Source organism: Metabacillus sp. YM-086, assembly GCF_048059995.1.
GTDB classification, from domain to species: domain Bacteria; phylum Bacillota; class Bacilli; order Bacillales; family Bacillaceae; genus Metabacillus; species Metabacillus litoralis_B.
On the sequence record NZ_JBLUOI010000078.1, the window covers coordinates 1 to 21,504 of the forward strand.

Sequence of the window (21,504 nt, forward strand, 5' to 3'; positions counted from 1 at the left end):
CTGGAAATGCTAGTGATTATGATAAATTTTTAGCATGGGCAAAAACAGTTCCTATGACGATAGGAAATCCGTTATATAACTGGACACACTTAGAGCTTCAACGATTCTTTGGAATTAATGAAATTCTAAATGAAAAAAGTGCCCCGGATATTTGGGAGAAGGTAAACGCATTATTAACTCAAGATGACTTCACAGCTCAAGCATTAATAAAAAAGTCAAAGGTTGAGGTTGTTTGTACAACAGATGATCCGACTGATAACTTAGAGTATCATCGGAAGTTACAAGAAAACAGTGATTTTGGTGTAAAGGTATTGCCTAGTTTTAGACCTGACAAAGGACTGGAAATCAATCGTGATGGTTTTTTAGAGTGGGTAGGAAAACTGTCTGAGGCTTCTGGACAATCGGTTACAAACTATAGTAGTTATCTTGATGCGTTAAAGGAAAGAATTGAATTTTTCCACTCCCTTGGGGGGCGTGTGTCAGATCATGCTCTCGATTCGATGATGTACGAAGCAGTATCAGAGGAAGAAGTTGCTGAAATTTTTGCAAAAGGACTTAAGGGAGAAAAGGTTTCACTTGAAGAAGAAAAGAAATTCAAATCGTACACATTAACCTTCTTAGGTGAACAATACGCACGCTTAGGCTGGGTTATGCAATACCACATGCATGCCCTGAGAAACAACAATACTAGAATGTTTAAACAGCTTGGTCCTGATACTGGATTTGACAGTATGAATGATGGAGAAGTGGCAAAGCCTTTGTGTCAGTTGCTCGATTCTTTAGATCAAAAGGATGCTCTTCCAAAAACGGTTCTTTATTCTTTAAACCCAAAAGATAATTATGTAATCGGATCTGTTATTGGGAGTTTTCAAGGTGGAGGGACGCCTGGTAAAATCCAGTTTGGTACGGCATGGTGGTTTAATGATCAAAAAGACGGGATGCTTGATCAAATGAAGGCTTTAGCAAACCTTGGGTTATTCAGCCGCTTTATTGGAATGCTAACCGATTCAAGAAGCTTCTTATCATATACAAGACATGAATATTTTAGAAGACTAGTTTGTGACCTTATTGGACAATGGGTTGAAAACGGAGAATATCCTTATGATGAAGATGCTTTAAGTACAATTGTTCAGGGGATATGCTATAACAACGCAAAAGAATATTTTCAATTTTAATAAATTTACTCAAGGTATACCGACCAATTTTGTTTGGAGGTATACCTTTTTTGCGTTAAGCTGTGCAAAAATAGCAAGTAAGAGAGAACAGGTAAATTGACAAATATAAAAAGGGAATAGTTAATATTTTACTAGCTTGGATACATAGACTGTTTGAAAAAGCAGCTGATTATTTAATACTAGTTACCCTTTAGGGTATAATAATAATAAACGCTAAAGAAAGGGAGATTCAAAGATGGAGTATGATGCACAGATAAAAAACCGTGTAAAGCGAATTGAAGGTCAGCTCAGAGGAATCTTACGTATGATGGAGGAGCAGAAGGATTGTAAAGATATTATTACACAGCTTTCAGCAAGTAGAACAGCAATTGACCGAACAATTGGTGTAATCGTTAGCTCTAACTTAATTGAATGTGTACGATTGGCGGAGGAAAAGGGCGAAAGCAGTGATGATTTAGTGAAGGAAGCAGTTAATTTGCTTGTGAAAAGTAGATAATTAAGAAGGTTTTGAGATTCTTTGTAAAAGCTCTGTCTCTTGTGTGAGAATAAGAACTGAATTAGCCTCAAATCAAAATTATTGTCTCGATTGAGCGCAGAATCGAGACAAAACCCTTCTCAAGCCAATAATTATGTCCCGTTTAAGTAAGTTATTAGGACAAGACCCCGGTGCAAATGATCCCCAGCAGGAGAATTCTACTAAACTAAAATTTTATCTAAGAATTGATATATAATTATTCAGAAGAATAAGTTAAAATGGGTAGGACCTTTTATTTATAGGAAGTAAAAAGATAAAGTAAAAGAAATGGAGAATTCGTGTGAAGTCTAATTCTGTTTATTATCTTGCTCTTATTTTAGTATCTGTTATTTGGGGTGTGAATTTTGGGATTTCCCGTTTTGGGATGGAAGTATTTACTCCGGAGATTTTTGCGTTTTTTAGGTTTGGTCTGGCAGTTCCTATATTATTTGCCGTTTTAAAGTGGACGGAAGGTAGCATGAAAGTGGATAAACGTGACCTTCTAAAGCTTGCTTTAATCGGATTTTTTGGTGTTACCGTTCTAGAAATTTTAGTTATGTATTCGATTAAGTATACAACTCTTGCAAACGCTTCACTGTTGAATGTCGCACCTTGGCCGATTTTTGCTGCCCTTTTTGCTCCTTTTTTTACAAAGGAGGTTATGACTCCAAGGCTTGCTATTGGAGGGCTTGTTGCATTAATTGGGGTAGTTTTAATCATATTGGGTGGACCGAATGGATTTGATTTTAGCTCGGAGTATATGTTGGGGAATATTTTGGCGTTGTCTATAAGTTTAATTGGAGCTCTATTTAATTTAGCTTGTATGCCACTTATGAAAAAATACTCTCCATTAAGGGTATCATCTTGGTATATGCTGTTCGGAACAATATTGATGTTTCCTATAACACTTGGTGGTTGGCATGCAGTTCAAATGACAGACTTTACAATAAGTGTTTGGGGAGCTATTGCTTACAATGTTGTTCTTTGTACCGTGGCAGCATTTGTGTTGTGGAACTTGTCAATGAACAAAGTTGGAGCGGCAAAAGCAAATTTTTACAGATATTTTGTTCCAGCCTCTGCAACAGTTACTGGAGCGTTATTTTTTAACGAGCAAATCTTTGTTGCCCAAATTGCTGGTGGTCTTGTTATTGTGTTAGGGTTAGCTTTTATAGCAATGGAGAAAAAGCCGAAAATTTCGGTTGAATTAGGAAGCTAAATTAATTTGTTAGAAAAGCAGCATGCTTAATGGTATGCTGCTTTTTGATTTTTCTTTTTATCATAATTTTTCCTCTAAAGGTAAATAGTAATGAGCAGAATGATTATAATGATACGTTCAGGAGCAGGATTATGAGGAAATTTATGAACCATAGACAACTCTATCAAAACCAAGACGCACCTGAAACCTTAGAAACACCAGTGCTAAGAGATGTAAAAAAGAACATTGATATTTTGAAACAACAATTTGATAAGTGTTCTGATGTGAAGTTTCGACCTTTAATGGTTGGGAAAAATGATGCTTTTATTGTTTTTGTTGATGGCTTAATTGATGCCAAAAGTATTGAATTTCATGCGTTAAAGCAATTATTAGCAGATTTACCTGAAGAAAATTTAACAGCTGACTATTTAGAAAAGAATATTGTTTCTGTTAACCAGGTAATGGAATCGACTAAACTTTCTGATTTAGTAAAGCAGGTTTTACATGGGAGTTCAATTCTTCTTGTAGATAAGGTTGAAAAAGCGTTAGTTCTTGATGCAAAGGGCGGTACAAGTAGAAGTGTGTCGGAACCTGATACAGAATCTGTTATTCGCGGGCCGCGTGAAGGTTTTACTGAAAATCTTGGTGTGAATACTGCATTGATTAGACAAAAAATTAGGTCAAAAGAACTGAAGCTAATTTCAAAAGAGGTCGGAACTCAAACAAATACAACTATTGCTATTATGTATATGGAAAACCTTGCACCACCAGAATTGATTGAAGAAGTGTTAGCAAGAATTGAACGAATTGAAATAGATGCTGTCTTAGAAAGTGGTTATATCGAAGAATTAATTGAGGATAGTCCAGCAAGCTTTTTTCCACAAATTCAAAATACTGAACGACCTGATACTGTTGCAGCCAACTTACTAGAAGGAAGAGTTTCCATTTTAGTAAATGGAACGCCATTTGCACTCATCCTGCCGGTAAGCTTTTGGCAATTTATTCAGTCGAGTGAAGATTACTATCAACGATTTCATATTTCTATTTTTTTAAGAATATTAAGGGTTACCCTATTATTTCTTGCTTTATTGCTTCCAGCTTTTTATATAGCTATTACAACTTTTCATCAGGATATGATTCCAACTAATTTGTTGTTTAGTATTGCAGCAAGCAGGGAAGCAATACCGTTTCCAGTTCTTGTAGAGGCTTTCATTATGGAGATGGCATTTGAGGCATTACGTGAGGCAGGTATTCGTTTGCCGAAAGTAATCGGACAGGCTGTTAGTATACTTGGGGCTCTTGTTATAGGTCAAGCAGCAGTTGAAGCGGGTATCGTTTCGGCACCAATGGTTATTATCGTGTCATTAACTGGCATTGCTTCTTTTACAATCCCGAGGTTTAATATGGCGATTTCCATTAGGCTTTTACGGTTTCCAATGATGATTTTAGCAGGAGTGTTTGGATTATTTGGCGTGGTAATAGGTTCTATTATTTTGCTAACTCATTTAAATAAGCTACGTTCATTTGGAATTCCTTATTTTCATCCGCTTGGTCCACTTAAATGGAGTGAGCTAAAAGATGTATTTATACGTGTTCCTTGGTGGGAAATGGACAAGCGCCCAGAACAATTCACAGGTCAAAATGTAGTAAGAGAGGAAAAGAATTTAAAGCCTTCACCGAAGAACAATTAAGACAAGCTGGGGGAAAATGCCGAATGTTAAAACATAAAGCTTTTTTTCTTTTATGTATATGTTCCATTCTGTTATCAGGATGTTGGGACAGAGTAGAGGTAAATGATTTAGCATATGTGATAGCAACTGGTTTTGACAAATTAGAGGAAAATAAATTTAAGGTATCTGTTCAAGTACCATTACCAGGGGCTATGGGAGGGGAAGGATCTTCTGGTGGTGGAGGGGGAACGAGTGGCGGTCCTTTTTATGTGGATTCAGGTATTGGAAGAAATGTACGTGAAGGTAATGATGATCTACAACAAAGAATGTCAAGGAGGCTTTATTTTGCTCATCGAAGAGTACTTGTCTTAGGCGAAGAATTAGCCCGTGGAGGATTTAATAAAACACTTGATGTTGTGTTAGAGCAGCCAGAATCACGACTTTCGGCATATGTCTTAATAACACACGGAGACGCCATTAACATTTTGAATGCTACACCTCATTTTGAAAAATTACCTGCAGAAGGGCTTAGGGAAATGGCAAAAATGGGTGTAGGGCTTACAGTGAAAGATCTGTTAGTGGATATTGAGAGACCAGGTAAGGATTCTTATTTACCTGTTGTTGAAACTGTAACAACGCAAAATGCTGAATCAGATGATAAAAAGGAAGAAATAAAGGTAAATGGATTTGGGATTTTGAGGGATGATGAGCTTAAGTTTTTTACAACAGCTCAAGAAACCTTAGGTTTACTTTGGCTCATTAACGAAGCAGTTGGAAATAATTATACATTTAAGGTTGGGGAGAAAGACGAATTAAATGTAAACATTCAAGAATCTAAAATAAATCCATCATATAACAAAAATGAGCAAAAGCCATCCTTTTCTTTAAAAATAGACGTTAAGGCGAAGATGGAGCAAAATGAGCCTAATCTAAACCTAGATAAAGCTGATACTTATGAGTTTGTCAAAACAGAGATGGAAAAGCAAATAAAAGAAGAAGTCTTGGCTATTTTAGATCATTCACATAAAGAAGGCAGCGACATATATGGCTTCGGCTGGTATTTATTTCGCCATGAACATAGGCAATGGGAAGACTGGAAAGATGAATGGGCATCCTTACTTGCGGATCTTGATGTAAACGTTGAGGTAGACGCTGAGATTAAACGGACAATTAATCCAGGAATAAAAATAGGGGAGTAGTTGTTATGATTGCAACATTAATGGTTGTTATTACGTTGGGAAGTTTTTTAATTATTCAACACAAAAAGATAGCAGAGAGTAAGAGAGGGAAAAAGTGGATCATATATGGTTTTACCCTTCTTACTATGGGGGCATCCATGCTATTTTATTTACCATACTCCTTGAGTGGATTAACTAGCTACATGAATCGTGTAATTGGTACCTTCACTAGAGTGGTAATTGGGTAATGAAGCATAATATTTCTGTCTTTCAGTTTGCGTTAATTATTGCAAACACGATCATTACAGCTTCTTTAATCACACTGCCACAAATTATGACGCAGCTTTCAGAACAAAATACATGGTTAGTTCCACTTATAACGTACCCATTAGTATTATTCATTTTATTGCTTTGTTTTAAAGGAGAAATACATTCAATACATGAAGATCCAAAGTCGAGGTTGAATAAACTATTTACAATTATCCTAGGAATATTCCTACTAACTACTTATTTAAGGGACTTAAGGGCATTTATTGACTATATTTCATTTTATTTACTACCGAATACACCAATTGAAGTTATCTCAATCGTATTGTCAATAACCTTACTGTATATTAGTGCATCTGGTCTAGAAGTGATTGCTAGAATAACAGTGATTCAGTTCGTTGTTTTAGCCGTACTTATTCTTGCATTGCCCATGTTAACTGTAAATGAGATCGATATAACAAATGTAGTGCCGATCATTAATAAAGATGGAATGTTTAATATGATGAAGGCTTCCTTTATTTTTTTTCCATGGATGGGTGAGGCATTTATTGCTTTTTATTTAGTAAGATTTATAGGAAAGAAAAAAGACTTAAATAAAGGAATTTTATTAGGCGTTAGCTTAGGTTTCTTACTTTTCTTTGTCCTAATTATTACAGATATTGCAGTACTAGGTGAACAAATAGTATCCGATGCTACATACCCTAACATAATCATGATTCAGGAAATAAATATTACCGATTTTCTTGATCGAATAGACTTAATCATTGTCATCATCTGGATGCCAACATTGCTAAGTAAATTAGCTCTAACATTATATTGTATTCACAAAACGCTATTTCAATTAAAGGGTAAAAACTCTACAGAGTTACTTCCTCCCTTAAGTTTGTTTTTGGGAATATTGGCGATTATTTTGTTTGAGTCAAATATCCAACACTTAGAGTATTCCTTTTATACTTGGACAACCATAGGGATTATATTAGAAATGGTCATACTTATCTTTTTTGTAGTATTAAAGGTGAAGAAACATTTAAAAGAAAAAAAAGCGGATAATCAATCAAACACACATTAAAAAAGCTCTGTCCCAAAGGTTGGGAGGGAGCTTTTTTAAATAAAATTTACTGATTTTTCGAAAATTTTATTTAATCTATACAATAGTTCATTTCATTTTGTACATTTCCTACAATGACATTTTTACATAAAATGATTAATATGTTAATTAATATAACACTTAATGTTATATAAAATGACATTAAGTTTTAGAGGGGGAGGAGTTTGAGTGGAGAGCGGCGGTGTAGGTGGTTTGAAACTTTTTTCGCTAGGTCTACAGCATGTACTGGCTATGTATGCTGGAGCTATTTTAGTTCCGTTAATTGTAGGAAGGGCGTTGAATTTATCGTCTGAACAATTAGCGTATTTGGTTGCGATAGACTTGCTTACATGTGGGATAGCAACATTACTACAAGCATGGAAAAATAAATATTTTGGAATTGGTTTACCAGTTGTGCTGGGTAGCTCCTTCGTTGCTGTTACACCGATGATAGCGATTGGCTCTCAATATGGTGTTTCTGCTATTTATGGCTCGATTATAGCGGGTGGTTTGTTTATTTTACTGTTTGCCTCGTTTTTTGGGAAGTTAGTTAAATTATTTCCTCCGGTTGTAACAGGGAGTGTTGTTACAATAATTGGTCTTTCATTAGTACCGACAGGAATTCGAAATATGGCAGGAGGCAATGGGAGTCCTGATTTTGGTAGCTCGACTAATTTGTTATTATCCTTCGGAGTTTTAGCATTGATTTTATTTTTAAATCGCTTTCTGAAAGGCTTTGCTCAAGCGTTATCTGTACTGATAGGGATCGTTGCTGGAACTCTTGTTGCTTCAATGATGGGGAAAGTTGATTTTACAGATGTTGCAGAAGCATCGTGGTTGCACCTTCCTGAGTTGTTCTATTTTGGAGCTCCATCATTTGAGGTTGGACCGATTTTAACAATGATGATCGTATGTTTAGTGATTGTTATCGAATCAACTGGTGTGTTTCTGGCTCTAAGTAAAATTTGTGACCAGGAATTAAAGGAAAAGGATTTTGTTAGAGGGTATCGTGCTGAAGGATTGGCGATTACGTTAGGTGGAATCTTTAATGCCTTTCCCTACAATACATTTGCTCAAAATGTAGGTCTTGTTCAATTATCGAAGGTAAAAACGAAAAATGTAGTGGTGGCTGCCGGGATGATCTTAATAGGGTTAGGACTTGTTCCGAAAATTGCTGCCATTGCAACCATAATTCCTTCTCCTGTATTAGGAGGCGCTACGGTTGTCATGTTTGGGATGGTGATTTCATCAGGTATCAAAATGCTAGGTGCTGTTGATTTTAGTGATCAGCATAATATGCTTGTTATCGCATGCTCCCTTTCATTAGGATTAGGGGCAACTGTAGTACCGGATTTATTTGCGGGGTTACCTCAAGCGTTACGCATTATTGTAAGTGACGGGATTATTACAGGAAGCATAACAGCTATATTATTAAATTTATTTTTTATGATTCGTAAGAAAAGCAACACTGTACCATTAGATGAAAACAAATCGATTGCATAAATAAGAAGAGGTGACAGAAGGTGGTTTCGATAAAACAACTTAATGAGGTTAGTCATTCTGATTTTATTCATCTTTTAAAAGATATTTTTGAACATTCTCCTTGGGTACCTGAACGAACATGGAATGACAGACCTTTTTCTTCAGTTGGAGACTTACATGGCAAGATGGTTGGTAGACTGAATGAAGCAACTGATGAAGAAAAGTTGGGGTTGATTAAGGCACATCCAAATTTGGGGACACGGCTTGTGATGAGTCACTCTTCAGTGCAAGAACAGGCTAACGCGGGGTTAAGTGAGCTTACAGCAGAAGAATATACACATTTTTCTCTGTTAAATAGGCAGTACATGGAAAAGTTTGGATTTCCTTTTATTATGGCGGTAAAAGGACGAACGAAAGACGAAATATATTCTTCTATGGAAAAAAGAATATCGCACGGTGTGAAGGGTGAGTTTGAAACAGCTTTAACAGAAATAGAAAAAATAGCTCTATTTCGTTTATGTGAATTAATTTCAAATTGAGGAGTGAACTTATGGGAAAAGAGCGTTTTGTATCATATGGAAAAGGTGATGTATTTGCATATCGTACATTTTTGAAGCCTTTGATTGGAGTGAAACAAATTCCAGAATCTCATTTTACAGAAAGAAACAATATTGTTTTTGGGGTAAATGTAAAAGTAGAGGTTGGTGGTGAAAAATTGCTTCCTTCATTTACAGAAGGAGATAATAGTCTTGTCGTTGCAACAGATTCTATGAAAAATTTTGTTCAAAGACACTTGGGTAGCTATGAAGGATCCACTATTGAAGGATTTATTCAATATGTTGGCGAAGAGTTTTTAAAGAAATATGAACATATTGATATAATTAAATTAATCGGTGAAGAAGTTCCATTTGAGACTTCAACAAGACTTTCAGTTAATGGCCTAGTTGAAAGTGACTTAGTGTTTAAGCATTCCCGGAATGAAAAGGCTGTTGCTCAAATAGAAATGGTCCGAACTCAGAGTGGGGTTGAAGTTGTTGAACAGAATAGTGGGATTTTAGATTTGCAGTTAATTAAAGTGCGAGGTAATTCATTTGTTGGATTTATCAGGGATGAGTATACAACATTACCGGAGGACAGCAATCGACCGCTATTTATCTATTTAAATATCGGGTGGGAATATGAGGACTTAGAAGATTCGACAGGAGTTGTACCAAACCTTTATGTTTGTGCAGAACAGATAAAAGATATTGCGACATCTGTTTTCCATGAACTTGAAACACCGTCTATTCAATACTTGATCTATTTAATTGGTTGTCGAGTGCTGGAAAGATTCCCGCAATTAAAAGAAGTTAACTTTCAATCACAAAACCATACTTGGGATTCAGTGGTGGAGGAAATTCCGAATTCAGAAGGAAAAGTATATACAGAGCCACGCCCTCCTTACGGCTTCCAACGATTTTCAGTTACAAAAGAAGATGTGCAAAGAAATAAAGAATATGCCGAATCAAACAATCTTGCTAAATAAGGATTTGATAGAATGATAGGTCTGACAACACATATATTGGATTTAACACATGGGACACCGGCTGCGGGTGTAGACATTCAATTAATGAGGATTGTTGATTCAACACACACTTTAATAAAAACAGCTATAACAAATGAAGATGGTCGCTTAAATGAACCGCTTTTATCTGGTGAAGAAATGATGGCGGGTGAATATGAGTTACTATTTTTTATCGGAGACTATTTTAGGGGTATGGAAGTTTTGTTATCAGAACCTCCATTTCTAAATAAAATATCAGTGCGATTTGGGATATCAGATCCTGATTTACATTATCATGTACCGTTGCTTGTTTCTCCTTGGGGGTATCAAGTGTACAGAGGAAGTTAATAGCAAAAACAATGGATAGGGGTGAAGTCTAAGGATTTCACCCTTTTTAATATATGTAATTTTTGTTTAATTGTTTTAAAAGGAATGTATGAGTAGTTCTATATAACTAAAATTTTTTATAAGAAATGTCTTTGGAATTAGAGGTGAATTTCCATTTATTGTTGAAAATATAATAATACTAATTTCTAACGAAGCAGGTGTGATATTGAATAATGTAAATGTTCACGGTGAGGAAACAGAAAAATTAAGAAAAGAAAATGACCAATTAAAGTTGGAAATTGAGTATTTAACGCATGAGCTTAATGCTTCTAAGGAAAGTAGAGTTCAAGAATCAGATAAAAGTGATAAAAGGTTTAAAAGGTTGTTTAATCATTTAACGGATGCTGTGTATTATTTTAAGATTTATGATGATGGAAGTACGAGCACTTTTATTGAGGTGAATGAAACGGCATGTCAACGATTAGGGTACACGCGTGAAGAAATGCTTACTTTATCCCCAAAACAAATTGATGGGTGTGGAACAGAGGAACTGAAGCCTGTCATTAAAGATGTTTACGATTCAATCACTTTTGAAACCGTTCATGTTTGTAAAAATGGGGATAGAATCCCTGTTGAAATAAAGACTCATAGGTTTGAGGTAGAAAAGGAAATGTATCTGCTTTCAGTTTGTCGTGATATTACTGAAAGAAAAAATTCAGAAAGAGAGATTCGGGAGGCGAAGGAACAGTTTGAAAATATCGTGGAATCCTCTACGAATGGAATTACAATCCTACAAGATGGGAAATGGGTATTTGCGAATAAGGCGGCTTTAACTCTTTTTGATGCTAAAACAAAGGAAGAGCTACTAGGGAGAAATATTTATGATATGTTGCATCCGGAGTTTCATATGGAATGTAAGGAGATTGTAAAGAATGGTGGAATTCACCCTAGGCTTTATCGTGTTTGGACTACCCTGAGTGGGAGAGAAATACATACGGAAGTGGTATCAATTCCTACTACCTTTCAGGGGAAAGAGGCCAATGAGTTAATCATGCAAGATATAACGGAACAGAAAAAATCAGATTCAATGATGATTCAGGCGGAAAAAATGAATGTCGTAGGGCAGCTAGCAGCTGGAATTGCACATGAAATACGAAATCCGTTAACTGCTTTAAAAGGTTTTGTTCAATTATTTCGCTCAGGAACGATACCGAATGAAATGTTTCTAAATATCATGGAGGCTGAGTTGGAAAGGATAGATGTTATCTCTAGTGAGTTTCTAACGCTAGCTCAACCTGCAAATACTGATTTTACTACTGTTGATATTAGAGATTTAGTGAATGATGTTATCGATTTATTGGATACGGAAGCTTTCAAAAAATCAATATCTCTTGTTGTTGAAAATAACGCTATAGAAACAGCAGTTAATGGAATTGGTACACAACTAAAGCAAGTGTTCATTAATTTGATTAAAAACGCAATTGAAGTGATGCAAAACGAGGGGACTATAACTATTGCATTTGAAAATCATGAAGGATTTATTCTTATCTCTGTACATGATGAAGGTGTAGGGATGAGTGAAGAGCAGCTAAAGCGGTTGGGAGAACCATTTTTCACAACAAAACAAAATGGCACAGGATTAGGTCTTATGGTTACATATCGAATTATTAATCAGCATAATGGGGTGGTGGATGTTGAGAGTAAAGTTAACGTAGGGACAACTTTTACAGTAAAATTACCACTGATTGCCGAAAGGTAAAGTGAGCTCTCAGGTTTATTGATTAGTAAATATAGTGTGAGGTATTCTAAACGAACTGAGAGCTTGGAATGGGACACCAAGCTCCATTAGTATCATTTAATTCTTAGTTGCTCCGTGAAGTAGTGCTTTAATTCTAAAAGCGAGGCGGAGGCGTAGCGTTTCATCGGGTTCTTTTAAGCTTCTTCCAATCATTTCCTCGCATTTTTCCAACCGATAAATAACAGTATTTCGATGAACGTATAGTCTCTTTGCTGTTTCTGATAGCTGACAATGTGTTTCTAAATAAACAGATAAAGTATGGAGCAGGACCTGATGATCCTTTTTAGAATCGTTGGCAAAAGCTTGGAATGTATCGTCATAAAACTTTTTTAAATGATCATAAGGAACCATTCGTAAAATTTCTGGTACTTCCTTTGGTTGATAAATTTCAATAAATTGTGTTTTACCTGACATCCTTCCAAAATATAGAGCCTCTGTTGCTTCTTTGTATGACACTGTAACAGATGTAAGTTCTTCTGCATACATGCTTATTCCAAATGAAAGATTTTCCTTATAATGACTCCTTATCCGCATTTGTAGTTTTTCTAATAACTGAACAAATGAATCTTCATATTCCTTTCTTGTTCCATTTAACTCTAATAAAAAAATGTAAGACTGTTCGTTAGTGAAGAGATGGATTTTTTCCTCAAAGTTTTGTAGCTCATATTCAATAGTATCGTAAATTAATTCCTTGTCTGACTGAAGTTGAAGATAAGATTTGTCTTTGTCATCATCATCTATTTGTCCCACAGCACATAAATAGCGTTGATCCTCTATTAGTCCGAATTCCTTTCCACGACTAATGATCTCATCTTGTGTTGAAAATGCATCATTAATGAAATTGGAGAAAAATTCATTTTGTAGGCGTCTTGTCATTTGCTTTAAAGCATTTTCTTTCATTAATTCAAATGAAATGACGTTAGTTGCTTGTTCTATCGTTAATATAGTGGAACGATCTGTGGGTGGGATGTTACCTAAAACACAAAGATAGTTGGACTGCCTATGTGTGTAAACCGGAAAAATGGTAACTGTGTCTTTGTTGTTATTTAATAGTGAAAAAGCTGTATATGATGCTTTTGAAAGATGAAACAGATATTCATTTGCGATTTGATCCAAATACAAATAAATATCTGTTTGCCAATTTAGTTTTGTCAGTGGAAGTAAATGGTCATTTACTAAAAAGACAGGTGAATCAATAAGGTTGGATAAGTTATCTAACATTTTACGAATACCCTGTCCATTCATAATTTGATTTGTGAATTGTTGGTGTGCATCCATAGCATGATGAAGTTCATTTGTTCGAATTTCTAGAATATGACTAAGTGATTTGTTGACAATATCTCCAAGTGATGTATCAACAGGAAGCTCTAGCAACGGAATATTAAGCTTGTTAGCGAGAGTGATCACATCTCTAGGAATCTCCTGCAAAAAACGCTTCGTTTTAATCCCTAATCCTGCACATCCTTGTTTCTCCATTTCCTTAATAAGTTGTAGTAATGCATGAAGATCATCTTTAAAATGAAAGGCTGTTGTAACAAGAAGTTCGTCTTTTTTTAAAAAGTGAATAATGTCAGGTGCATCCATCATATTAACTGTGTTCACTTCACGATCAGTTCCTTGATGCCCACCTAGTAATTTTGCTCCGTGAAAAACAGAAAGATTCAGTAAATCAATTAATCTCATAAATGGTCATCCTTTTTGTTAGGTAATTTACTTAGGTGAATCGATTTCATAATGTATTATTTGTTACCAAAAAACGTATGAATTTTACATTTATTTTAATCATGTTTTTATCTGTGTATTGTTTATTAACGTGTTCAAGAAGAAGAAAAGTGTTTGTTTTTTGATTTAAGAGTCATAATTATGAAATTAACTCGGGTTAAGAGATTCAAAGTTTATTTGTATAAAATAAACAAAAATATTAATGTATGTTCTACATATATGTGAATGATTTTTATTCATGTCTATTTTAAAATTAGATTATATTACTTTTCGTGTCAATAAATATAACATCATTTTTTAGAATAGAATAGGGGGGGATTGGATTGGTTATGAAAGAGAGAGAATCATCTGCCTTATTCATAGAGATTGAACAGATGGTTGAGTGGCTGGCTCAATTCGGAAGAAGTCAAAGTGGTGGCGTGACAAGATTATTATATACAGATGCTTGGCAGGAGGCTCAACATGCACTTAAAAAGAAAATGGAGCAGCTTGGCCTAATAACAAATTTTGACGATGTTGGTAATTTATTTGGAAGATTAAAAGGAACTCATGAAGATGCTAAGACAATTTTAACAGGATCACATATTGATACGGTAAGAGATGGTGGGAAATATGATGGTGCATATGGAATCATTGCAGCTGTAATAGCTGTTCAGCGTTTGCGGGAACAGTATGGAACTCCTAAGAAAAATATAGAGGTTGTCTCTTTGTGTGAAGAAGAGGGAAGTCGCTTTCCGATGACTTATTGGGGATCGGGGAATATAACTGGCGTTAAATCTTTTGAAGATATAACGGATATAAAAGATTCAGAAGAAATTCAGTTTGAAGAGGCGATGAATAAGGTTGGCTTTGGTCAAGGTAAATTCTTGGAGCCATATCGTAATGATCTTGAATGTTTTTTAGAACTTCATATTGAACAAGGGATTGTATTGGAGAAGGAAGAGAAGGCGATTGGTTTAGTGAGTCATATTGTTGGTCAACGTAGATACAATGTTACTGTTTTTGGCGAAAGTAATCATGCAGGAACAACTCCGATGATGTGGCGTAAAGATGCGATGTATACAGCAGCAGAGCTTATTCAAGCTCTCATAGATCGAGGGAAAGAAACTTCACCTGACTTAGTGGTGACGATTGGTCAAATAAGTTTAAAACCAAACATAGCAAATGTTATACCGAAGGAAGCAACATTTAGTGTTGATATTCGGCATAGTGAAGAGTGTGTGTTAGATCAGTTTTGTAATCAAGTCTTTCAAGAGCTTGAACTAATTGCGAATAAACATCAAACAAAGCTAACTATTCATAATTGGATGAATGAAAAGCCGGTCAAGATGAGTGAAAAACTAAATAATTTATCTGAGAAGATTTTAGAAGAAGAACAAATTCCTTATAAATGGATGACAAGTGGTGCTGGGCATGATTCCCAAATTTTCGGTCCATTTTGTCCGACTTCATTATTATTTGTTCCTAGTCAAAATGGAATCAGTCATTCTCCGTTGGAATTTACGAAAACTGAGGATTTGGAAATAGGTATAAAAGTATTAATGAAAATTTTATATGAACTAGCGTATTAAGGGGGAATCAGAATGAGTGTTTTTCAAGAAATTAATGCACCATTACGAACCATTATGACACCGGGACCGGTTGAGGTTGATCCAAGAGTGTTAAGAGCAATGAGTACACCGATTTTAGGGCAATTTGATCCTGCTTTTACTGAAATGATGAATGAAACAATGGAGATGCTTCGTCAGATTTTTCAAACGAAAAATCAATGGGCGTTTCCGATAGATGGAACATCCCGTTCAGGTATTGAAGCTGTGATGTGTAGTGTTATTGAGCCTGGAGATAAAGTGTTAATTCCGATTTTTGGAAGGTTTGGTCATTTATTAACGGAAATTGCTGAACGAAATGGAGCGGAAATCCATACGATCGATTGTGAATGGGGGAAAGTTTTTGATCAGCAAGAAGTGATTGATGAAATCAAAAGGGTAAAGCCTAAGGTGCTAGCAATTGTTCATGGTGAAACCTCAACAGGGTGTATGCAGCCTTTAGATAAAATTGGTCCTGCGTGTCGAGAGCTTGATGTTTTATGTATTGTGGATGCGGTGGCTACAATTGCTGGGACAGAAGTAAAAGTAGATGAATGGAAGCTGGATGCGGTGATTGGTGGGACTCAAAAATGCTTGTCTGTTCCTTCGGGGATGGCGCCGATTACGTATAATGAACGAATAGAAGAAATCTTAGTGAAAAGAAAAAAAGTAGAAAAAGGAATAGCTACAGAAAATGATCACGTGAATGTTGGTCGATCAATTCGTAGTAACTATTTCGATTTAAGCCAGCTTCAGGATTACTGGGGAGAAAGAAGACTGAATCATCATACAGAAGCAACTTCAATGTTATATGCCTTACGTGAAGGAGTTCGAATTGTCTTACAAGAGGGGTTATCTGGACGGTTTGAGCGACACCAATTACATGAAAAAGCACTTGTTGAAGGAATAAAAGCAATGGGATTAGAGTTATTGAATGATGTTCCGTGGAAACTTCCGATGGTGACCTGTGTGCGTATACCTGATGGCATTGATGGAGAGGAAGTTCGGTCAATACTTCTTAATCAATTTGGGATCGAGATTGCAAGCTCTTTTGGTCCTCTCCATGGGAAAATTTGGAGAATCGGAACGATGGGATATAGCTGTCGAAAAGAAAATGTCTTATTTGTTCTGTCAGCTCTTGAAGCTGTTCTAATTCGTCTGGGAGCAAACTTACATGTAGGAAAAGGTTTGCAAGCTACGTTGGATATTTATGAATCAATGAATTTGGTAGCTAAATAGAATTGGTGGAAAAGATTCTGGAGAGCAACCAGAATCTTTTTGTTAAATGTAAAGGGGGATCAGTGTGAGTGATCGATGGAATGCATTTTTTGATGAAAAAATAGAATTGGAACCAACAAAAGGTGGAACATTAAACGGTTTAACGTTTGCTGTAAAAGATGTTATATCGATTAAAGGGTACAAAAATGGTGCTGGAAATCCAGATTGGTTAAAAACTCATAAAGAATCACAAGAACATGCTCCGGTAGTTGTATGTCTTTTAGAACAAGGTGCAAAGTTAGTGGGAACTACACAAACGGATGAAATAATGTACAGTTTAAATGGTGAAAATTTCCATTATGGTACACCTGTAAATCCGAAGGACCCGAGACGAATTCCAGGAGGTTCCTCAAGTGGATCAGCTGTTGCGGTTGCAGCTGGTTTAGTTGATTTTGCTATAGGGACCGATACAGGTGGTTCTGTTCGAATACCTTCGTCTTATTGTGGAATATATGGCTTTCGCCCAACTCATGAAGCTATTTCGGTTGATGGAGTAATTCCGTTGGCAAGAAGCTTTGACACAGTTGGATGGATGACAAGAGACCCGGAACTATTATGTAGAGTCGGAGAAGTGCTATTGGAAGCTCAAAATACAAGTGGTAGTTTTACGGAAATGTTTTTTGCTGAAGATGCATGGGGATTATTGGGTGATGAATATAGAGAGGCATTGTTAAAGACTGTCTCTTCAATGAAACTTCCGAAAATAAGAGAATGGGTCAAAATATCGGAAGAAGGATTATCTGAATGGTCAAGTGCTTTCAGAATTTTACAAGGACTTGAGATTTGGAATGAACATGGAGAATGGATTAAAAAAGAAAAGCCAACATTTGGACCTGGCATTTCTGAAAGGTTTCAATGGACGAGTACGCTTAACTCAAGTGAGAGTCGGCAACAATTTCAGTTTAGGGAGAATATGAAACAATCGATATCTGGGCTCTTAGGGGAAAGTGGAATTATTTGTATTCCGACAGCGCCAGGTCCGGCGCCGCTCCTAAATTTGTATGGAGAAAAAGCGGAACAGTATCGAATGAAAGCAATGCAACTTTCCTGTATAGCGGGGTTGGCTGGTTTGCCGCAGGTTACACTTCCTTTAACAGAAGTGAATGGGCTTCCGATAGGTTTATCGTTTATTGCAAATCAGGATCAAGATCTTAAGCTTCTTAATTGGGTAAAGAGTATTTTAAGATAGGGGGTCCGTTTAATGAAACTTGCAACAATAAAGAACGAAGGTAAAGAGCTTGCTGTTATTGTTACAGCTGAAAAAGCTGTTTCTATTCGAGAGATTAATAGGGTTCTTGGAGTGAATTGGAGTGAAGACCTTTTTAATATTTTACAAAAAAATCAACTTTCTTCATTGAATGACTGGTATAGAAGTGGAGGGTTGGATCAACTCGGAAGTTCTTCGTTAGTGGATGTTGATAACTTGTCATTTGGCCCTTTGTATCGCAATCCAGGAAAGATATGGGGAGTGGGGATGAATTACGTTGAAAAGGCCATTGAGTTATCCGGAAGTCCACCTGGGGAAGAGCCTGTTATTTTTATGAAGCCACTTACTAGTGTGATAGGTCCTGATGATCAGATCGTTTTGCCGGATCAATCTTCACAGGTTACAGCGGAGGCTGAGCTTGGTGTTATTATCGGGAAAACGTGCAAAAATATTAAGGAAGAGGAAGCGCATAATGTTGTTGCTGGTTTTACAACAACGTTAGATATGACGGCAAAAGATATACATGCAAAGGATCCACGTTTTTTACAACGCTCCAAAAGCTTTGATACGTTTTTTAGTTTCGGCCCATACTTTTTAACAGTAGATGAATGGGAAGACTTAGAAGATTTAAGAGTAATGACAAGTATAAATGGTTGTGCGAGGCATCAAAACGTTGTCCGCAACATGATGTTTAAACCTTGGTGGATTGTTTCCTTTTTCTCAGAAATAATGACCCTACATCCTGGAGATATCATTATGACGGGTACTCCGGGATCGGTTCTGATTCGTGACGGGGATGTTGTGGGATGTGAAATCTCTGGGTTTAAGGAGTTGAGAAATTCAGTTGTAGGAAAATATAGTGTTAATCGATTGGAGTAGGTGTCTTCGGAGAGATACCTGCTTTTTGTTTATGTTAGGATTTGTTACTTCTGAAGAATTGTCAGCAATATTTTTAGTTAAATGATACAAAGGGAACATAAACAATTCATAGATCCTCTAATGATTTATCGGAAATTCTACTATAAAATGTAAGTAGATGTTAACTTTATTGACATAGTTGAGTGATGAAGTATTACAATAAGAGATTTAGATGATAAAGGAGGATCACATGGAGACAAATTATGATTTAAAACCAATTTTAAGTGAAAAGAATCGAATACTAGGTCCAAAAGCTTATGTGGCGATGTGGTGGGGAGACGCAGTTATGGTTGGGTCGTTTATGTTAGGATCAAGCCTTATTCCTCCATTCGGTGAATTAAACTTAACACAAGCATTAATTGGATTAGTTTTGGCGAATATACTTGCGGCCTTATTATTTGCATTAAATGGTAGAGTGGGGTGGAAGCATGGAATACCTATGGTTGTTCAACTTCGTTCATCCTTCGGCCCAGTTGGAGCAAAAATACCTTCGTTAATGCGTGCAATACCAGCACTATTTTGGTATGGAGTCCAAAGCTGGTTAGGAGCACAAGCCTTAAATCAAATTTTCATGGATATATTCGGTTTTAATAATGTTTGGGTATGGTTCTTCGGGTTTCAAGCATTACAAATATACTTATCTGCTAAAGGAATCAAATCGATTAAGTGGATTGAAGTGGTTGGTTCTGTTGTCATTATGTTAGGCGTTGTGTACTTAATCTTCTTATTTTTATCTACATTTGGCTTTGAAGTAACAGAGACGGCTAATATTAGCGGTTCATGGGGTATTCCATTTTGGCTGGCTATTTCAGTTTTGATAGGTCAATTTTCAGCTTTATTATTGAATGTGTCAGATTATACAAGATATTTTCCTAGAAAAGCTTCTGCTAAAACATTTATCGGGTCGCATGTAGTAGGTATAGTTCCACCAATGATTTTGTTACCTATCGTTGGAATTCTTGGTGCAGCTGCTGTAGGAATATGGAATCCAGTAGATATTATATCTGATCATATTTCAAGTATGTTTGCAAGTATCATCATTTTATTGTTTATTGCAATTGCTCAAATTACAACAAACTTAGTTGCAAATATAATGCCACCAGTGCTTGTGGCAATGGATATTTTTAAGATTTCGTGGGAAAAGGCATGTGTAATTGTCGGAATATTAGGTATAATCACTTGTCCATGGTATATCATGACTGATTCAACTTTTAATCTATTTATCTCCATTGTCTCTGCATTTTTAGGGCCAATTTTTGCTGTGATGGTAGCAGATTTCTATTTAGTACATAAAGGAAACTACAATGTTAACAAACTTTATGATGTGAAGACCCTGTTTCCAGCATTTAAAGGGTGGAATCCAGCTGCAATTATTGCAATTGCTGTAGGTACTTGTTTTTCATTTATTAATGTTGATCTATCTTGGTTGTTAGGAATTGTTCCAGCTGGGGTTGTTTATACAGTAATTATGAGACTATGGATAATAAAGCGTGATGAGTATGTTAAAGAAGGATTTGAGCAGAGCTTTACACAATCAACTGATATCGAAGATCAAGCAGTGTAAAAAAGGGATTGGTGCTTAAGTAAACCTTAAGCACTGCTTTCATTTTAAAATATAAAGGGGATGAAATAGTGGAACAGTTAGATCTAATCATAAAAAATGGAAGTGTTGTTCTACCATCAGGTCTAGAGAAAATGGACATTGGAATAAAAGACGGAAAAATCACTGAAATAGAAAAAGCTATAACAAAAAGTACACTCAACATATGGGACGCTACTAATCAATACATTTTCCCAGGAATGATCGATGTTCATGTACATTTTAGTGAGCCAGGAAGAGAGCATTGGGAAGGTTTCCATACTGGCTCACAAATGATGGCTGCTGGTGGTTGTACAACATATTTTGATATGCCGTTAAATGGAATTCCCTCTACAGTTACGAAAGAAGCTCTTTATGAAAAAGCAAAATTAGGTAATGAAAAATCTTATGTCGATTTTGGGTTGTGGGGAGGACTCGTCCCGGGAAACGAATCGGATTTAGAAGAACTGGCGCATTCTGGTGCAATCGGATTTAAAGCATTTCTCTCAACTACAGGTAATAAAGAGTTTGAAGCGGTTGATGATATAACTTTACTTAATGGAATGAAGAAGATCGCCAAATTAGGGAAAATTTTAGCGCTTCATTCAGAAAGTGCGGCAATAACAAATTGGTTAAAAGAACAGAAGGAACAAGAAGGAAATATAAGTGCAGATGATTATTTAGAAACACGACCTATTATAGCTGAAGTAGAAGCAGTTGAACGAGCTATTTATTATTCAGAGCTTACAGGCTGTCCACTTCATTTTGTTCATATTAGCTCAGCGAAAGCGATTGAGAAGATTGAAGAGGCTAAAGCAAAGGGACTAAACATCACAGTGGAAACATGTGCTCATTATTTATTATACAACCATGAACATTTAAGGGAATTAGGAACTGTGGCAAAATGTGCACCACCTTTACGAGAAAAAGAAGAGCAGGAGAAGTTAATTACCTTATTAATCAACGGGAAATTCGATA

Annotated in this window: 19 protein-coding genes; 18 read left to right on the forward strand and 1 reads right to left on the reverse strand. The window is 36.0% G+C overall.

Features of this window, described 5'->3' with window-relative positions; all coding sequences use genetic code 11:
• From uxaC to ACEWK1_RS22975, 12 genes are all read left to right on the forward strand, one after another.
• Nucleotides 1–1,175, forward strand: a 1,175-nt coding sequence (gene uxaC, locus ACEWK1_RS22920) for a glucuronate isomerase (RefSeq protein WP_416636695.1), incomplete at its 5' end; no start/stop codon positions are given.
• Nucleotides 1,176–1,410: 235 nt separating this feature from the next.
• Nucleotides 1,411–1,671 (forward strand): metal-sensitive transcriptional regulator, encoded by a 261-nt coding sequence (locus ACEWK1_RS22925; RefSeq protein ID WP_121660863.1) that lies wholly within the window; start codon nt 1,411–1,413, stop codon nt 1,669–1,671.
• Nucleotides 1,672–1,990: 319 nt separating this feature from the next.
• Complete coding sequence (locus tag ACEWK1_RS22930; protein ID WP_212137185.1) at nt 1,991–2,905, forward strand: DMT family transporter; 915 nt, start codon at nt 1,991–1,993, stop codon at nt 2,903–2,905.
• 143 nt (nt 2,906–3,048) lie between these two features.
• A complete protein-coding gene (locus ACEWK1_RS22935) occupies nt 3,049–4,575 on the forward strand; it encodes a spore germination protein (protein ID WP_232273574.1) in 1,527 nt (508 codons plus the stop codon).
• A 23-nt stretch (nt 4,576–4,598) separates the two neighbouring features.
• The gene (locus ACEWK1_RS22940) at nt 4,599–5,753 is read left to right on the forward strand and encodes a Ger(x)C family spore germination protein (RefSeq protein ID WP_212137187.1); all 1,155 of its coding nucleotides are present in this window, start codon (nt 4,599–4,601) and stop codon (nt 5,751–5,753) included.
• A 5-nt stretch (nt 5,754–5,758) separates the two neighbouring features.
• Complete coding sequence (locus ACEWK1_RS22945) at nt 5,759–5,980, forward strand: hypothetical protein (RefSeq protein ID WP_212137189.1); 222 nt, start codon at nt 5,759–5,761, stop codon at nt 5,978–5,980.
• Nucleotides 5,980–7,068, forward strand: a complete 1,089-nt coding sequence (locus tag ACEWK1_RS22950; RefSeq protein ID WP_212137191.1) for a GerAB/ArcD/ProY family transporter — start codon at nt 5,980–5,982, stop codon at nt 7,066–7,068. Before ACEWK1_RS22945 ends, ACEWK1_RS22950 begins: the two co-directional genes overlap by 1 nt.
• A 207-nt stretch (nt 7,069–7,275) precedes the next feature.
• Nucleotides 7,276–8,589, forward strand: a complete 1,314-nt coding sequence (locus ACEWK1_RS22955; RefSeq protein WP_212137193.1) for a nucleobase:cation symporter-2 family protein — start codon at nt 7,276–7,278, stop codon at nt 8,587–8,589.
• A 20-nt stretch (nt 8,590–8,609) separates the two neighbouring features.
• Nucleotides 8,610–9,107 (forward strand): 2-oxo-4-hydroxy-4-carboxy-5-ureidoimidazoline decarboxylase, encoded by a 498-nt coding sequence (uraD, locus tag ACEWK1_RS22960; RefSeq protein WP_232273572.1) that lies wholly within the window; start codon nt 8,610–8,612, stop codon nt 9,105–9,107.
• An 11-nt stretch (nt 9,108–9,118) separates the two neighbouring features.
• Nucleotides 9,119–10,093, forward strand: coding sequence for a factor-independent urate hydroxylase (pucL, locus tag ACEWK1_RS22965; protein WP_121660871.1), 975 nt, complete (start codon nt 9,119–9,121; stop codon nt 10,091–10,093).
• 12 nt (nt 10,094–10,105) lie between these two features.
• Entirely contained in the window at nt 10,106–10,459 is a 354-nt protein-coding gene (gene uraH / locus ACEWK1_RS22970) for a hydroxyisourate hydrolase (RefSeq protein ID WP_212137195.1), read from the forward strand.
• A 205-nt stretch (nt 10,460–10,664) separates the two neighbouring features.
• Nucleotides 10,665–12,197, forward strand: coding sequence for a PAS domain S-box protein (locus tag ACEWK1_RS22975; protein ID WP_162987259.1), 1,533 nt, complete (start codon nt 10,665–10,667; stop codon nt 12,195–12,197).
• 96 nt (nt 12,198–12,293) lie between these two features.
• Here ACEWK1_RS22975 and ACEWK1_RS22980 read toward each other — a convergent pair whose 3' ends face one another.
• Nucleotides 12,294–13,919, reverse strand: coding sequence for a PucR family transcriptional regulator (locus ACEWK1_RS22980; protein ID WP_212137197.1), 1,626 nt, complete (start codon nt 13,917–13,919; stop codon nt 12,294–12,296).
• 368 nt (nt 13,920–14,287) lie between these two features.
• Between ACEWK1_RS22980 and allC the strand changes: the two genes are divergently transcribed.
• From allC to allB, 6 genes are all read left to right on the forward strand, one after another.
• On the forward strand, nt 14,288–15,529 hold the full coding sequence (gene allC / locus ACEWK1_RS22985; RefSeq protein WP_212137455.1) for an allantoate deiminase: 1,242 nt from the start codon (nt 14,288–14,290) through the stop codon (nt 15,527–15,529).
• A 12-nt stretch (nt 15,530–15,541) separates the two neighbouring features.
• On the forward strand, nt 15,542–16,783 hold the full coding sequence (locus tag ACEWK1_RS22990; protein WP_121660875.1) for a pyridoxal-phosphate-dependent aminotransferase family protein: 1,242 nt from the start codon (nt 15,542–15,544) through the stop codon (nt 16,781–16,783).
• A gap of 64 nt (nt 16,784–16,847) precedes the next feature.
• Entirely contained in the window at nt 16,848–18,011 is a 1,164-nt protein-coding gene (locus tag ACEWK1_RS22995; RefSeq protein WP_121660876.1) for an amidase, read from the forward strand.
• Between the two features lie 12 nt (nt 18,012–18,023).
• Nucleotides 18,024–18,908: a fumarylacetoacetate hydrolase family protein gene (locus ACEWK1_RS23000; protein ID WP_121660877.1), complete on the forward strand. Its 885-nt coding sequence runs from the start codon at nt 18,024–18,026 to the stop codon at nt 18,906–18,908.
• A gap of 229 nt (nt 18,909–19,137) precedes the next feature.
• A complete protein-coding gene (locus tag ACEWK1_RS23005; protein WP_162987260.1) occupies nt 19,138–20,511 on the forward strand; it encodes an NCS1 family transporter in 1,374 nt (457 codons plus the stop codon).
• Between the two features lie 68 nt (nt 20,512–20,579).
• Nucleotides 20,580–21,504, forward strand: a 925-nt coding sequence (gene allB, locus ACEWK1_RS23010; RefSeq protein WP_416636696.1) for an allantoinase AllB, incomplete at its 3' end; no start/stop codon positions are given.